12 protein-coding genes are annotated in these 16301 nt (G+C 39.4%); 4 read left to right on the top strand and 8 right to left on the bottom strand.

Features of this window, described 5'->3' with window-relative positions; genetic code table 11:
* Positions 1 to 74 precede the first annotated feature (74 nt).
* Positions 75 to 584 carry a sensor histidine kinase gene (locus CALSC_RS13790; protein WP_235006788.1) on the top strand — a complete coding sequence of 170 codons (510 nt, stop codon included), beginning with the start codon at positions 75 to 77 and terminating at the stop codon, positions 582 to 584.
* 191 nt (positions 585 to 775) lie between these two features.
* Here the strand turns inward: CALSC_RS13790 and CALSC_RS13785 are convergent, their stop codons facing one another.
* The 3 genes from CALSC_RS13785 to CALSC_RS13775 all read right to left on the bottom strand — a co-directional run bounded on the left by CALSC_RS13785 (position 776) and on the right by CALSC_RS13775 (position 3826).
* A complete protein-coding gene (locus CALSC_RS13785) occupies positions 776 to 2419 on the bottom strand; it encodes a cellulase family glycosylhydrolase (RefSeq protein ID WP_088241902.1) in 1644 nt (547 codons plus the stop codon).
* A gap of 271 nt (positions 2420 to 2690) precedes the next feature.
* A complete protein-coding gene (locus CALSC_RS13780; protein WP_088241901.1) occupies positions 2691 to 3029 on the bottom strand; it encodes a HesB/IscA family protein in 339 nt (112 codons plus the stop codon).
* 371 nt (positions 3030 to 3400) lie between these two features.
* Entirely contained in the window at positions 3401 to 3826 is a 426-nt protein-coding gene (locus CALSC_RS13775) for a phosphomannose isomerase type II C-terminal cupin domain (protein ID WP_088241900.1), read from the bottom strand.
* Between the two features lie 571 nt (positions 3827 to 4397).
* Between CALSC_RS13775 and CALSC_RS13770 the strand changes: the two genes are divergently transcribed.
* A complete protein-coding gene (locus tag CALSC_RS13770; protein WP_088241899.1) occupies positions 4398 to 4892 on the top strand; it encodes a hypothetical protein in 495 nt (164 codons plus the stop codon).
* A gap of 24 nt (positions 4893 to 4916) precedes the next feature.
* Here the strand turns inward: CALSC_RS13770 and CALSC_RS13765 are convergent, their stop codons facing one another.
* Positions 4917 to 5837 (bottom strand): Tll0287-like domain-containing protein, encoded by a 921-nt coding sequence (locus tag CALSC_RS13765; protein WP_088241898.1) that lies wholly within the window; start codon positions 5835 to 5837, stop codon positions 4917 to 4919.
* 185 nt (positions 5838 to 6022) lie between these two features.
* Positions 6023 to 7984 (bottom strand): phosphodiester glycosidase family protein, encoded by a 1962-nt coding sequence (locus CALSC_RS13760; protein ID WP_088241897.1) that lies wholly within the window; start codon positions 7982 to 7984, stop codon positions 6023 to 6025.
* Positions 7985 to 9179: 1195 nt separating this feature from the next.
* Here CALSC_RS13760 and gltB point away from each other — a divergent pair.
* A complete protein-coding gene (gene gltB / locus CALSC_RS13755; protein WP_088241896.1) occupies positions 9180 to 13871 on the top strand; it encodes a glutamate synthase large subunit in 4692 nt (1563 codons plus the stop codon).
* Positions 13872 to 14102: 231 nt separating this feature from the next.
* Here the strand turns inward: gltB and CALSC_RS27035 are convergent, their stop codons facing one another.
* Entirely contained in the window at positions 14103 to 14267 is a 165-nt protein-coding gene (locus tag CALSC_RS27035; RefSeq protein WP_200817634.1) for a PIN domain-containing protein, read from the bottom strand.
* 74 nt (positions 14268 to 14341) lie between these two features.
* Entirely contained in the window at positions 14342 to 14608 is a 267-nt protein-coding gene (locus CALSC_RS13745; RefSeq protein ID WP_088241895.1) for a hypothetical protein, read from the bottom strand.
* 732 nt (positions 14609 to 15340) lie between these two features.
* On the opposite strand from CALSC_RS13745, the gene CALSC_RS13740 reads away from it, so the two are divergent.
* Positions 15341 to 15928 (top strand): hypothetical protein, encoded by a 588-nt coding sequence (locus CALSC_RS13740; RefSeq protein WP_088241894.1) that lies wholly within the window; start codon positions 15341 to 15343, stop codon positions 15926 to 15928.
* A gap of 24 nt (positions 15929 to 15952) precedes the next feature.
* Here CALSC_RS13740 and CALSC_RS13735 read toward each other — a convergent pair.
* A partial coding sequence (locus CALSC_RS13735; protein ID WP_143288255.1) for a zinc ribbon domain-containing protein occupies positions 15953 to 16301 on the bottom strand: 349 nt, incomplete at its 5' end.

Below are 16301 nucleotides of genomic sequence, written 5' to 3'. Positions count from 1 at the left end.
ATCGCATTTTTTCTGTTATGTAGATTCACCCTTGGAATCTATATATTTTATTTTAAGTGAATGTGTAAATAATTTTGTTTGATTACTTATTTGATATTCACAAAGGCATCGATAGTACCCTACTGATTCTCAATCACCGTTGGAAAGCAAATGAGAAACGTCCTGCCATTAAAATAGTAAAGGGCTATGGTGATTTACCTCCAGTGAAATGTTTCGCCGGACCCTTGAATCAAGTATTTATGAACCTACTGGCAAATGCCATTAATGCCTTGGAAGATGGAAATAAGAGTCGTAGTGTAGATGAAATCTGGGCAAATCCAAATGTTATTACAATCAAAACCTGTCTAAATGATAGTGGCGATTACATCTTGATTCGTATTCGAGATAATGGGATTGGCATGTCAGATACAGTCAAAGAAAAAATATTTGACCACCAATTTACTACTAAGGTAGTGGGTAAAGGAACAGGATTAGGGTTATCCATTGCCCATGAAATTATAGTGGAAAAACATCAAGGAACTTTGGAGGTTGATTCCACTCTAGGGGAGGGCTCAGAGTTTATAATTTCCATTCCTGTGGGATAAATACAGACATTTTCATCTGAGTAAGGTAAAACTCATCTCGTTTTGAGGCAGGAGGCAGTATCGTCTTATAAGGAGGATTTGTAGTGCAGGGTGTGGTAGGGAAAAGAACCATATTTCATCCTTGATGGTGAAATGTTTTTCATCGGGACTGCTCTTACCTCTTGTTATATAACGACAAAAATAACTTTATTTTACTTTACTTTCATATTTATAGGTTTGTAATCTAATCCTAATTTCTGAGCACAGAAACCAATATTTATAACTTGATTTGGTTCAATATTTTCTCCCCAAACTAAGGGATTTATAATATATTCTTTTTTACCTTTTTTAATAAAATTACCATTCCAAGAATTATTTATCTTAGCTTGTTTCATCTCAAAAGATAATTGCCAACCTTTTACTTTTAAATTACTTTGATTCGTAATTTTAAAATTAACGCAAAACCCTGTATCCCAATCAGAATAAATATCAGTAGTTGCTTGTAATTGCTTATCAGTGGGGGCAATAGATGAGGGAAGATTGACTACACTTGTGTCTGGATTAATAATTTCAACTTCATCTAATTTTTTTCTCCCCATCTGTGCGATTAATTCAGGAGTTAACTTGACAGGTAATAATTGTGATAGTAATTGCTGTTTCGGAATATCTATACTTTGCCAATCATCTAATAATATACCCCCTGTATCAACACTGTTAGGGTTCCAACTCCAGTAACTAAAACTTAAGTTTTTCTCCTGAATATATTGCACAAATTTAGTTTGCCAAATTCCCTCTGGAGTTTTTGGATCTACCTGTCGTCCACCAAATTCTCCAATGAAGATGGGAGCAAGATGTTGACTAGAAACATAATGAAATCCTATTTGCCAGCGATGTAAAAGATTTTCGGGAAAGTTTTTATCTGTAAAATAGGATTGATTATATACTCCTGGGCCATATTCATGGGGAGAATAAACTAATTTATTTCGCCGAGATAAACGCACTGGATAACGTTTAACTCCTTCTAAATTGCCACCATGCCAATGTATTTTTAGATGTTGATTAGGCACATTTTTTTCTACTCCTTCCACCACAATTAACCAATTGGGATTAATAGCCAAAATCTCATTACCAGCACGTTCAGCTGCTAGTCTCCAATCAGTTTTTAAATCACCCGTACCCCAACTTGCCTTACCATGAGGTTCATTTTTTAAATCTGCACCAATGACATTAGCTTGATTTTTATATCTTATAGCTAACATTTTCCAAGTATTAATCCAATCAGCTTCCGTAAAACCATCTCCATACCATAATTCAGGAATGCGTTGGTTATTTAAGCGATGATTGTCAAGCAAAATTAATAATCCCTGGTTTTGGGCTTCTTGAATAATTAAATCCATTACCTCTAAAGGGGTTTTTCCTTCCAACTCCTTATTGCTACCAATAGCATAATTAATACTTGTAGCATCTGGTAATACCGTGGGAGAGTTGCTAGCCAATGCTTGTACGGAGTATGGTAAACGGATCAGGTTATAACCCAATAGTTTAATCTGTGACAGCATATCTTTGTAATCTCGCTGCCATAAGCCTTGAGGAGCTTGTGTTTCTGTTTCCATGCCAAACCAGTTAACTCCTCTGAGTAATACTGGTTTGCCTTTAGCATCAATAATTTTGGCACCACGGGTAGAAAGAGGTAATTGCATTGCCATTCCACTAGCTGCCATTACTGTTTGACTATTAGTAAACAGGGAAAATTTTGTGAATAAACTAATTAAAAAAAAGATTACGGCTACTATAAATATTAATATTCGATAATTGTGATTTTTTTTTCTTTTTTGGCGTAGAGAGGTATATCTCATATATAGAGATTTTTATAATTTTTCCAACTGAATTATTATATTTAATCAGACATTTTCATCATCTTTTTGTTCCTAAAATGCTAATTATATAGGCTGACTTGAAAAATGCAGGGACGGGGAGCAGGATGCAAGGGGAAAGGAAAATTCTACTTAGATAATTGAATTGGTGGTGAATTTTTTCATCGGCACTGTATTGTCATAACGACAATTTTCAACACCGATCTACTTCACATACAGTAAAACACTTTTGTATTGATAAATTTCTGACTAATTAACCCTCCTGTTTGAGAGAAAAAGAGTTGCCACAACCACAAGTAACATTGGCTTGGGGATTATAAAAACGAAAAGCACCCCCCATTAAGTCTTCAGAATAATCTAACTTTAAGTCCTTGACATAATTTAAACTTTCTGAATCTATGATAACTTGAATATCATCACAGTCAAATGCACTATCGCTGTTCCCTATTTCTCCATTATTAAAGGAAAGATCATAAAAAAAATCATTGCAGCCACCTGGTTTAACTGCTAATCGACAGCAATTGTTGGATATTTGCTGCTGAGACATTAACCGGCGAATTTCTTTGGCTGCTGTTGGGCTAATTTGAATCATGAATCACTGATAAAAACTGAAAACCCCATCGTCAAGATTACAGATGGGGTAAGCACAATCATACAGCAGAATTAAGAATTTAATATTACATAGGTCAGTAATTATTCCATGATGTGGGGACGGGTAAACTAAATTTTGGGTGGGATTTCTAGCTAAGTATCCAAAAAATCACTCCCCACACTTTTTTCGCTCACCCTGTGGGGACTGTGGGATAAATCCCACCGTATCGGGTTTCGTCCCCTGTCTAAAGAACAAAATACGCAACTGTGTTGCTATTTTTCAGAGGCTTTCACCCTCTCGCTATACTTCTGGTAATTCAACCACTGACATGATAATTATTCTATTTTATCTATCAGCGATCGCTGAGGGATTTAATCATCTTGAGAAACCCGAGAATAATCATCTTGGTAGCGAATAATATCATCTTCTCCGAGATATTCCCCATTTTGCACCTCAATTAGAACCAGGTTAATAACACCAGGGTTTTCTAAACGATGGGCGGTACATTGAGGAACATAGGTAGAACGGTTATTGCTTAATAAAATTTCTTCATCGCCACAAACCACCTTGGCTGTACCAGATACAACAATCCAGTGTTCGCTGCGGTGATGGTGCATTTGTAGGCTCAGGCGATGTCCTGGTTTAACTTCAATCCGCTTAATTTTGTATCCCCGCCCTTCTTCTAAAACCGTAAAAGAGCCCCAAGGACGTAACTCCGTCGCTGCAACTCCCCTAGGAGTAACACTCGGTGGCACAGGTAGAGATGCGATAGAAGAAGTTTCTTGAGATTGAGCCATATTTACCTCGTTTATTTGTTACTATCCATACTGAATATTTTAGATGCAAGAATATGGTGCTATGTTGCCATTATGGACGTTGGCAATTTAGACCACTCTTGCCAAAGATAGCAAAATAAATCTTGTCAGTGGTATGAATAACTGGTGTAACTAACAACTTTATATAATTTCTTCATCAAAAAAATAACAACTTTTTCTTAACTTTAAAAATTCAAGTACTCAAAATGTGGTCAGTGCTAGAAGAAATTTTAGATATTGTTTCTTTTTTTCAGAAAAGAAAATTTGTTGATTAGGACTGCTTGTTTGTAAATTTTTCATATTCATTGGTGTACGTAACTAATAATGGCTATTTATAATCACAATAATTGCTCAAGACCAATTTACGATTAGGTCGCATAAAATCTAGATGATCACAAGTAATGCTGGGAGAACAGTACGAAGCTTACATGTTCTCTCCCATCAATAATATGCATCTTCAATATGAAACAATACAAGACTTATAATATCTCTCATTTAGACGTACTCTATAAAAAACAAAACCACATAACAGATCACAATAAACAGCTAAAAAATGGACATATTGGTGTTGAAAGCACAGGAATTAGAAGCGAGGGGAATAATTGATGATAAAACTACCAAAGAATTTATATTTCAAGGAAAACTGTTGAAAAAAGGGCAATTATTTTCCAAGCGTTTTCGTCAAGTAGCTATTGATACTTGCCAACAAAAACTGGATGCAGGAAGATTCTGTGTAGTGATAGAAGGTGAAGTTGAATTTGCTGTTTGGGAAGAAAAAATAGTGACTCCCGTATCCCACATATCCAAATCAAACTTTCTTCAACCACCACCCCCACATTCAACAGTAAAATTAGCAGCCTTAGAGCCTGAATTTCTCAAGCTTTGTCAAAAAGAATTAGTTGAATTTGTTGGTCCCATTGCTGAGTATATTCTTGATGAAACAATCAAACAATACCCTAGCCTCACACCTAAACAATTGATAGAAGTCCTGGCGAAGGAAATTTCCAACCCCGAACAAGCTAAAAAATTTAAGCAACGTCTGCAATGAACTGACATGCTACTCAGCTGCTAATTAATTCTGCTGTTTTTTCAGTCTTCTCATAGCCAAAGCAAAACTTGTTTTCATCCGTGTAAAGGCTTCTGCTAATTGACCGACTTCATCATTGGATAATTTTTGAAATTCCGCTTTTAAGTCACCCTTACTTATCACTTCCGCGACTTGAGCCATACGAGTTAAAGGTTGCACAACCGCATGTTTGAGCCAAAAATTAACTATGAATGTGGCTAGAGCAAATACTCCTAGCACAATGCCCATAGTAACAATAAAAGATTCCCGAGCACTTTGGAATACTTTGCTGGCTGGGACAGAAATGATTTGAGCTCCCACAATTTCATTTAATTTCCATCCAAAGCCATTAGTCGCTCCATAAAGTTTAATCATACTCTTGGGTGCGCGATTGGCAACACTGTGACATTGTAAACAGCTATCTTTCGAGATTCTCAAAGGTCGAGCAATGTAAAATATATTACCATTTTTACTAGAGCGAAAGCCTTTTAATTCTTTCAAATCTCTTGATTGGCGAAAGCGTTGAATTATCTCAGTCTCAAAAGCGTCAGCTTTATCTCGAAGATTTGTAGGATTTAAAGTTGCTTCCTTATAAAAGAAATTATTGTAAGTTGGATCAGCACGGAAATTTTCAAATACTTCCCGCGCAGAGTAAGCTGGTACACTTTCAGGCAAAAATTTTGTTTCTAACTTATCTAATAGCTCTGGTTTAACTTGATTACTAGTATAATTTCTGACAGAGCTCATGGTCTGAATTAGCATTAAAGCCTTGGAGGTAATTTCATTCTCGGTACGATAATTTAACAGAGAAGATAAAGCTGTACCACTGAGTAACATTCCTCCGATAAACACACAAAAAAGTACTAAGGTGAGTTTACTAGCTAATTTCAGATGATTAAAGTTAATTAATTTTATATTTTTTAACATAAATCTGACAGATTTATCCTGTTAACCACACTTATAGAATTCCCGGAATAAATGTCAAATTTATAACTATTAAAAATCAGTAATCAGAATCCATGAAAAATTAAGCATATATACTTAAATAGACTGACAAAAAGACAGGATAACCCAACAATAACCTGACTGGTAATGAGTTTCGTAGCCTCAAATTACTTGGTTTTCTCAAGACGAGGTTGGAGAAAAATACCAATTCCATTATGGACGCGAGCCGCAGTATTAGGAGAACGATTGAGTAGTTGTCCTCCCAAGTACAAACTGGTAGAACTCCCACCATCCAAATTTAAAGCATTTATGCACCCCATACGCTGCATGAGTTGGGCATGTTCTGCTAAAGTTGGACCAGCACCACCCGCACGATGATGGACAGCAGCAATCATTAAGTTACCTGTGCTGGTAGTACAAATAGCACTGCGAATTGCTTTAGCTTTGATAAAGCTACTATTGAATTTTTCACTTGCACCATCTAGAACTATTTGCCGATTTTGTAACAATAATGGTCCCGCACCGAGAATATGGGGATAACGATTAAATTCTCCGGGGGTGGTGTCACTGTCAATGCGAATATTAGTTCCTATAGGTAATTGATTGGTATTGCTCACAGCACTACCACGCAAGATTAGTAAGTAACCATCAGCAGGAATGGGAACAGGTATTTCTCCGGCGTTACCTCCCGGTAATTGATTCGTAATTTGATTTTTCTGGACAGTTAAAATTATTTCGTTATTACTTAAGGGTGTGTAGGCTTGACCCCAAGCAGGAGTATAGCGAGAAATACCTGACTGCACAAATCCACTGTTGAGATATAAAATCGGTAGTCTTTGCCTATTACTAGTGATTAAAGTTTCTTTTAAAGCAAGGCGACCATAGTAGAATTGACCAGAATCATTCCAGGCGATCGCACCCCGGTTCAAAATAGGGCTAGATAACCACTGACCATCCCGACGAATTGCTCCCAATGGTAAGCGGTTATTGCGATTGAAAAAGCCACCGTTAATAGCTGTTAATGCTACATTTTGCCGCGCACTTCTAATTAATGGTGCCGTACCCACCACTGTATCAGGTTGGGCAATAAAGGGTCTGAGTTGTAATCCAGAGGTACGGGGATCTAATTCGATGGAAACAATAGGAAAACGCTCTGTGCCTAAAGTTACCCACTGTTGCCGCCAGCGAATCCCCTTAGCCCAAGTAATATTTTTGGTTAATAGGGCATCTGGACGAATTTCCACTTGCAATTTGTGGGGATTATTAGCAGTAATAACTCTGGGAGCAAAACCAAAGGGAACACTCAAAGTAACAAATGTTTGATTTTTAACAACCTTGACTGCTTTAATCAGGGGTTCGGGTTGAGGTGGTTGTGGCGATGGTAATTCTGGTGTTAGTTGTTTGAGAAAGTTGGGTAGTGATAGTGGTTCTGGTGCTGGAGCATAGCGTTGTACTAAAACAGGATCAGCAATGCTATCTAAGGTAATTGTCCAATCCCGATTTGGTGGTGTAGTTGGTTTGAGGATAATATCATCTGGGCTTGAAGACGAGGTTTGAGCAGGCTTTCTCTTGACTGGTAATTCCTGTCTCAATTGCCAAGGAGTGGGACGGTTTAAATCAATGGTAATTGTTTGAAATGTCGGGTTTGGTAGTTGATTAATGGCTGTTACCTTAGCCGTGGGTGTAGAAATAAACAGGGTATTTCCTTGGGTTTTGATTTTCCATCCCGCAGTTTTGGCAAAATTGGTCATATCAAGATAGCGATAGCCACCAATTAATAAGCTAGCTAGACTTTGGGGTTTGGTTGTAGAGGAGAACCACTGTATAGGTTGTCTTTGGGGATTAAAGTTATTACGGAAATCTACTCCCAAAGCTCCCATGACTATGGCATCACTCAGGTAAGTTTTCACTCCTACAGCTTTACTCTTTTGCTGGAGCCAAGCCCCAGTTAACATCCGACCATTGAGAAATATTTGTTGACCTGATAAAAATACTCCTGGCTTTACAGGTGGCTTGATAGACTGTTGAGCATTGACAACATTTGTGGGTGTTAAACCCAATACAAAACATAGGATGGAAGAGATTGAAGTTTGAGTCAATTTGAGGGAAAAATTGCAGTCGCGAACCATCACACCACCGTATTGCTAAAAACAGAAGTATGGCATTTTTACCATAAATTCCTAGTCATATTATTTATATCTGTTCCGAAAACAGCAATAGATGTTCCCATTTGGGGAGTATGGGGAGTGAGGGAGTGAGGGAGTGAGGGAGTGAGAGAGTGATGGTTGATGGTTGATAGTTGTTAGTTGTTAGTTGTTAGTTGGTGGTTGGTAGTTGGTAGTTGAGGGTTGATGGTTGATGGTTGACGGTTAACTATCAAAATTTCTTCTCCTTGTCCCCCTGCTCCCTGCTCCCTGCTCCTTCCCTCTTTCCCTCCTTCCCTCTTCCCCTCCTTCCTCGCTCTGTAGAGTTTTCTTAATTGGACAAAATTAACTAAACCATAATTTTTTCTGGTTAAGATATGATATTATTTATATTGGCATCTTGTATCTGCATTGCAGTCAGCAACAATCACCTAAGTAAGTTCATGGCAATTAAAAGTTTTTAATCAAACAAACAGTCAACTTTAACCCGTCTAAAATCTTGGCAATTTAAACATAGTTGCAACTCGCATTTGTCTTTTAAGGTAGTTGCTAGTCAAATTATATTTGGTGGTTAGTAACACTAGAGGCAGCAGGTAGTCATAACAACTCGCACATAAAACATAAATGGTCAATAAAAAATAAATATTTTTGGGAATTGTCAAATGGGTATATAGTGTAATACGCTGATTTTGTTAGTAAATCAGAATAATTCTAGTCCTTATTCAGCCGCAAATGTTTAGTGAGGTTTTTGCTTCAAAGAAGCAAATATTTGGTTGTGCCCAAAAAAGATTTTATACCCGAACTAGCAAGGCCCAAACTAGCAAGGTAATATGAGCACGATCAGGTGAAAAAACAGTTTTTGTTCAGGAATAACAAGCCTTTAGGGTAAAGTGTGATTTGCTTAACTCAGAATAAACACATAAAAAAGCTGCATAATTTTAACGTGAGTTTCAAACACACTCGCAGTTAGAATTTTTTTTTCCTCAATTTCAGGTATTCTATATTTCTTTATATCTGTACTCAGAAAAATTCTCACAAATAATACCAATTTGGACAATGATGGCAAAAGATGGAAAGAAAGAAAAGCTTATTTCGTAACTCTTTCATAATCCATCTAAAATCTAAAATCCAAAATGGTATAAGCGGCAACAAACATAACTCCAAATGTCAGGGATAGCCTATGAATAACAAAGGAATGAATCAACACCAGAAAATGAGATTTTCGGATAATGATTCTAGACAAACCTACCAGGGACAAAGATGGCTAGTAGAAGAAAGAGATGCCTGTGGAGTAGGGTTTATAGCTCATCGTCAAAATCAGCCTAGCCATGATATTGTGGCGAAAGCTTTGACGGCTTTGACTTGTCTAGAGCATCGGGGTGGTTGTAGTGCTGATCGTGATTCTGGTGATGGAGCAGGTATATTAACGGCTATCCCGTGGAAGTTGTTGCAAACAGATTTAGCAGGAAGGGGAACAGAAATTACCCCGAACTCTCGGATGGCGGTGGGGATGATATTCTTACCGAGAGACTCCCAAGCTGCGAAGAAGGCAAAAGATACATTTGAGCGAGTTGCTAATTCAGAAAAACTGACAGTTCTGGCTTGGCGAGAAGTGCCTGTACAGCCCAGTATATTAGGAGTACAGGCAAAGGATAATCAACCCCAGATTGAGCAAGTATTTCTTATCTCTGAAGATAAAAGTGGCGATGACTTAGAAAGGCAGTTGTACATTACTCGTCGTAGCATAGTCAAAGCCATACGCCAGCAGACAGACAGCTGTACCGAGGAATTTTATGTTTGTTCCCTATCTAGCCGTACCATTGTTTATAAAGGTATGGTGCGATCAGCTGTTTTAGGAGACTTTTACCAAGACTTACAAAATACTGAATATACAAGTAGCTTTGCGGTGTACCATCGCCGTTTTAGCACCAATACCATGCCCAAATGGCCCCTAGCCCAACCCATGCGATTATTGGGTCATAATGGAGAAATTAATACCCTGTTAGGTAACATTAATTGGATGGCTGCACGGGAATCAACTCTCGATCATCCAATTTGGGAAAATAAATTACAAGATTTGAAGCCTTTTGTCAATATTAATAATAGCGATTCTGCTAACCTAGATAACGCCTTAGAATTAATGGTGCGCTCTGGACGCAGTCCTTTGGAAGCTCTAATGATTATGGTTCCAGAGGCTTATAAGAATCAGCCAGAACTGGAAAAATATCCAGAAATTGTTGACTTCTACGAATACTACAGTGGTTTACAAGAAGCTTGGGATGGTCCAGCCCTGTTAGTATTTAGCGATGGACGTAAAGTCGGAGCAACTTTAGACAGAAACGGTTTGAGACCAGCTCGTTACTGCATTACTAAAGATGATTATATTGTTGTCTCTTCCGAAGCTGGTGTGGTTGATTTTCCCGAATCCAATATTGTGGAGAAAGGTAGACTTGGTCCCGGACAAATGATTGCGGTGGATTTAGAATCCAATGAAGTACTGAAAAATTGGGAAATTAAACAGCGCATTGCCAAGAGTCAACCCTATGGACAGTGGTTGCAACAGTACCGCCAAGAACTGAAGAATTTAGTTGATAGTTCGTCAGGAGTCGCCAATGGTAATGGCAATGGTAACGGCACAGGTTCTGCGCAAACCCTAGACAGACAAAGTTTATTGCGAGAACAAGTCGCCTTTGGCTACACCACAGAAGATGTGGAAATGGTGATTCAACCAATGGCGATGGATGGGAAAGAAGCGACTTTCTGTATGGGTGATGATATTCCTTTAGCAGTATTGTCAGATAAGCCTCATCTGTTGTATGACTACTTCAAACAGCGTTTTGCTCAGGTAACAAATCCAGCTATTGACCCCTTGCGGGAAAAACTGGTGATGTCCTTGAGTATGGAGTTGGGCGAGCGGGGCAATTTATTAGCACCCAAACCAGAATATGCCCAGAGAATTAAGTCTGATTCCCCAGTCTTAACAGAAGCAGAATTAGCAGCAATTGCCAAATCTGACTATACTACTGCCAAGTTATCTACTCTATTTCCCATTGCTGGGGGTCCCCAAGGATTGCAAATAGCAGTAGAACAATTACAGGCGCAAGCTGCGGCATCTGTTAAGGCTGGTGCCAAGATTTTAATCCTGTCTGACCAAGAGGGAGGAGGTATTAGTAAGGAGTATACTTATATTCCCCCCTTACTGGCAGTAGGTGCAGTCCACCATTACCTCATTCGTCAAGGTCTACGGATGCAGGCATCATTGGTGGTGAATACGGCTCAATGTTGGAGCACCCATCACTTCGCTTGTTTAATTGGCTACGGTGCAACGGCGGTTTGCCCGTATATGGCATTAGATACTGTACGGGTATGGTGGACAAACCCCAAAACCCAACAGTTCATGCAACGGGGTAAAATTGCTGCTATTACCTTAGAGCAAGCTATAGGGAATTACCGGCAAGCTGTGGAATCTGGTTTGTTGAAAATCCTGTCTAAAATGGGAATTTCTCTGCTTTCCAGCTATCAAGCCGCCCAAATTTTTGAAGCCATTGGTATTGGTGGGGATTTATTAGAGTTGGGATTCTGCGGTACAACTTCCCGTGTTGGTGGCTTGAGTGTCAAGGATTTAGCCCAGGAGGTACTATCTTTCCATAGTAAAGCCTTCCCCGAACTCAGTTTGACCAAATTAGAAAACCTGGGTTTTGTTCAGTATCGCCGTGGTGGTGAATATCACATGAACAGCCCAGAAATGGCAAAAGCCCTGCATAAAGCCATTGATGGGAAAAAATATGATCACTACGAAGTTTACAAACAATATTTGCAAGGTAGACCAGTCACAGCCCTGAGAGATTTACTAGACTTCCAGAGCGATCGCTCTCCCATCCCATTGGAAGAGGTAGAATCAGTTAGTGATATTGCCCAACGCTTCTGTACTGGGGGCATGTCCCTAGGAGCATTGTCACGGGAAGCTCATGAAACCCTAGCGATCGCCATGAATTGCATTGGTGGTAAATCCAACTCTGGGGAAGGAGGAGAAGATCCAGTACGTTACAAAGTTTTGGATGACGTGGATGAAAATGGCAAGTCTGCCACCTTACCACACCTGAAAGGACTACGGAATGGAGATACCGCCTGTAGTGCCATTAAGCAAGTCGCCTCAGGACGGTTTGGGGTAACACCAGAATACTTAATGAGTGGACGACAAATAGAAATTAAAGTCGCCCAAGGTGCGAAACCAGGGGAGGGGGGACAATTACCAGGTAAAAAAGTTAGTCCCTACATCGCCGGTTTAAGGCGCTCCAAGCCAGGAGTTACCTTAATTTCTCCACCACCTCACCATGATATTTATTCCATTGAAGATTTAGCCCAGTTAATTTTTGACCTACATCAAATTAACCCCAAAGCTCAGGTATCGGTGAAATTGGTGGCAGAAATTGGCATTGGCACAATTGCTGCTGGTGTAGCTAAAGCCAACGCCGATATTATCCAAGTATCCGGTCATGATGGCGGTACGGGAGCATCACCTCTGAGTTCTATTAAACACGCTGGTTCTCCGTGGGAATTCGGGTTGACAGAAGTGCATCGGGTACTGATGGAAAATGGTTTGCGCGATCGCGTCATTCTCCGGGTAGATGGGGGACTCAAGAGTGGCTGGGATGTCCTTATGGGAGCCTTAATGGGAGCAGAGGAATTTGGTTTTGGTTCCATTGCCATGATTGCGGAAGGCTGTATTATGGCGCGGATTTGCCATACTAATGACTGTCCTGTGGGTGTGGCTACCCAGAAAGAGCAATTACGGCAACGATTTAGTGGTATTCCCGAACATGTTGTTAATTTCTTCTACTTCATAGCCGAAGAAGTACGGGCATTATTAGCAAAATTGGGTTATCGTTCCCTCACAGAGTTGATGGGGCGTGCCGATTTACTGACAACCCGTGCAGAAGCTCAGTTAACCAAAACCCAGTCCCTGAACTTAGATTGCTTGCTGAAATTACCCGATACAAAGTCAGACCGCAGTTGGTTAGTTCATGAACAGGTACATAGTAATGGTGTTGTTTTAGACGACCAATTACTAAGTGATGCTGAGATTCAAGCTGCCATTAGTGGACAATCAGCTGTAACCAAAACAGTTAATGTAGTAAATACAGATCGCACCATTGGAGCTAGGTTAGCCGGTGTCATCGCTGCTAAATATGGAAACGAAGGCTTTGGCGGCAAAATGAACCTCAATTTCCGAGGTAGTGTAGGGCAAAGCTTTGGAGCCTTCAACCTTCCTTGTATGCATCTGACGCTAGAAGGAGAAGCCAATGATTATGTTGGTAAAGGGATGAACGGCGGTGAAATTATCATCAAACCCCCAGCAGATGCTAATTATCAATCCTCAGAAAACGTGATTGTAGGTAATACCTGTCTTTATGGAGCTACTGGAGGTGTATTATTTGCCAATGGATTAGCTGGCGAACGTTTTGCTGTAAGGAACTCCAAGGGTACTGCGGTAATTGAAGGTGCAGGAGATCACTGCTGTGAGTACATGACTGGTGGCGTGATTGTCGTTCTCGGTAAAGTGGGACGTAACGTTGGTGCGGGAATGACTGGTGGATTGGCTTATTTCTTAGATGAACCAGGAAGTTTCCCTGCATCAGTTAACCGAGAAATTGTCACTATCCAAAGGGTGAGTACCCCAGCTGGTGAGCAACAACTCAAAGACTTAATTACCGCCCATGTCGAAAGGACTGGTTCGGCTAAGGGTCAGCAGATTCTAGAAAATTGGCAACAGTACTTACCTAAATTCTGGCAGGTTGTTCCACCTTCTGAGGCTGATAGTGCTGAGGCGAATCCTGGAACTGTGGTAGAAAAGCAGCTGAGTTCAGTTTAGTGTCATCCTAGGAAAAAATTTCAAATTATTAGAAGTTGAATAGGGGGAAGGAGTAATCCTTTCCCATTTTTTATTATCTAGGGGGTAATACTGTAGCTAAAAAGTCAAAATTGAAATGCCATAAGCTGGAATCCTAGAATCTGCTGTAACAAGTGTTAAATCTTCTAACATTGATTGTACAATTAGCATCCGGTCAAATGGGTCATCATGATGACGTGGTAAACTACCAATCTATAAAGCATGAGATATGTTAATTGGTAACACTTCAAAGCGACATATAGCTAAAACTTCAGGTAGATTGTCAGGGCAAGTTAATTTACCCAAAGCCTTTTTTATTGATATTTCCCACACTGTTGCGACACTGACAAAAACTTGATGCTGTGGTTCAGTAATCAAATTCCTAATAGCAGAAGGTAACTTTGAGTCATCAGCAAGATACTAAATTAAAACATGGGTATCGAGTAAAAGTTTCATTCCATTTCTCCAGCAAAAGCTGCTGCGATCGCATCTGGTAGAATGTCGAAATCATCGGACATTTGTACTTTACCTTGCCAAAGTCCATAGGGACGAGGTGTTTGTTCATAAGTAGCTTGACTCTCCCCTAATTTCTCTTGTTCTGATTTTTTTTGACTTTCTTCTCGAATGAGTTTTTGAACTATCTTGGTAATTAAAGCTTCTAATTCAGCTACTGTTAAATTGCTAACTGAATAGTTGGACTGTTCGGGAAGAGAAGACATAATATTGTTATGAATCACGTTGACTTTGCTCTAGCTTATCTAACTGCGACACTCTTGCTCGATTCATAGCATAGGTGGAATTTGATGAAAGGATTTAATGTTGGGTTCCATTTCATTTCACCCAACCTACCTGCTGTGGCAGAAAAGCAGTTAAGTTCAGTTTAGCTTTGGGGAATATTAACAAATAAATGACCCGTAAGGGCACGGCGTTAGCAAAGTCTCTTTATACATTGAGAGACTATGGGTGCCGTGCCCCTACCGATTATGGGATATTTTTTAATACAGTAATGGCAATTGTATCCAAAAAAGTTATCTGCACTATCTCCTGTCGTTTTTTAGTTCCGTCGAACTCAGCTTACTAGAAGTTACTCCCGAACAAGTTCTGAGCGATCGCAAATTTTTAGATTTTCCTATTATTATAGTTTTTATGTAAGTAAGTCGGCACAATAAAACCAAACTATGTGAAAAAAAGTAAATAAGCCTAAAACATTTGTTCTCCCTGCTTTTTTAAGGCAAAGTGAAAAAGCCAACCGTGAGACTTTTTTGTGTTTAGCTAGGGTTCCTGAAAAGCCCACACTCACTCTAAGGGGAGTGTGTAGAGTATGTCACTAAAAAATGGTAAAATTCAAGCGAATGAAATAATCAATATTGTTTCAACTTTTCAAATTCGGACATTTTTGTCTTAACTAATTTTGAGTTGGTTCTCTAGCACATATATTACAAAAAAAGACAATGAGATTAAAAAAATTGACAGTATTGGTTGGTGTAATAATAACAGGAAGTATTTTACTTGCGGCTGCTAATTTAGAGAATATAGCTTTAGCTCAAGATTCAGATACCAAAATTGCGAATAACTGTATTAGCCGCAAGGATGTGATGGATGCTCAAGAGACTTGGGCAAAAGCAATTGTAGCCATTGGAAAAGCATACAAAAACGGAGGAAATTACAAAACCTTAGCAGCGAATACTGTCGATAACTTATACGGTTACGACGAAGGCAAAGTTTTATTTAAACCCACAAAAGCAGCACAGAGCCAATTTCGTTTAACAGAAGCGCAAGCGGTATCCTATTTTATTAAAGGTATTGTTCCAGAAGACAAAGGATTTGCTCTGCAACCTTGGAGTAAAGTCAGGTTTGAAAACGCAGAAATCAGCCTTAGTTGCAACGATGCCGTAACAATGGGAAACTACTATTTTACTGATGCCAATACAGGTAAAGAAACCAAAGTCGAATATACCTTTGGTTACCGTAGAAACAAAAATGGCAAGTTGATGATTGATTTGCATCACTCCTCTTTACCATTTAATCCCGCTAATTGACACTCCCACAGTTACGCTACGCGATCAACCGTGGGATTCTTTCATCATAGGGAAACCAACGTTTTTTTTACCCTCAGAAAGCATCTTCACCGTATGCCCTACGGCTGCAAGTCCTCTAATTAGAACTACTTGACTAGCGGCTACATCTCTATCGGTTATGTAGCCGCAATTGTCGCATTTATGGACACGTTGTGATAATATCTTTTTACCTGTTTCGTGTTGGCAATTAGGACATATTTGGCTTGTCTTTCGTGAGTCTACTTTCTGGAAATAGACACCACGCTTAAAACAAGTTTGTTCAAGGATGTTGAAAAACTGACTAAAACCCGCATCAAGGCAATGTTTACCCAACATCCCACGGGATAGACCAACC

The organism is Calothrix rhizosoleniae SC01 (assembly GCF_900185595.1).
In the GTDB taxonomy this organism is placed as follows: domain Bacteria; phylum Cyanobacteriota; class Cyanobacteriia; order Cyanobacteriales; family Nostocaceae; genus Calothrix_A; species Calothrix_A rhizosoleniae.
Note: the sequence above shows the minus strand (reverse complement) of the source record. Positions and strands in the feature narration are given on the sequence as shown.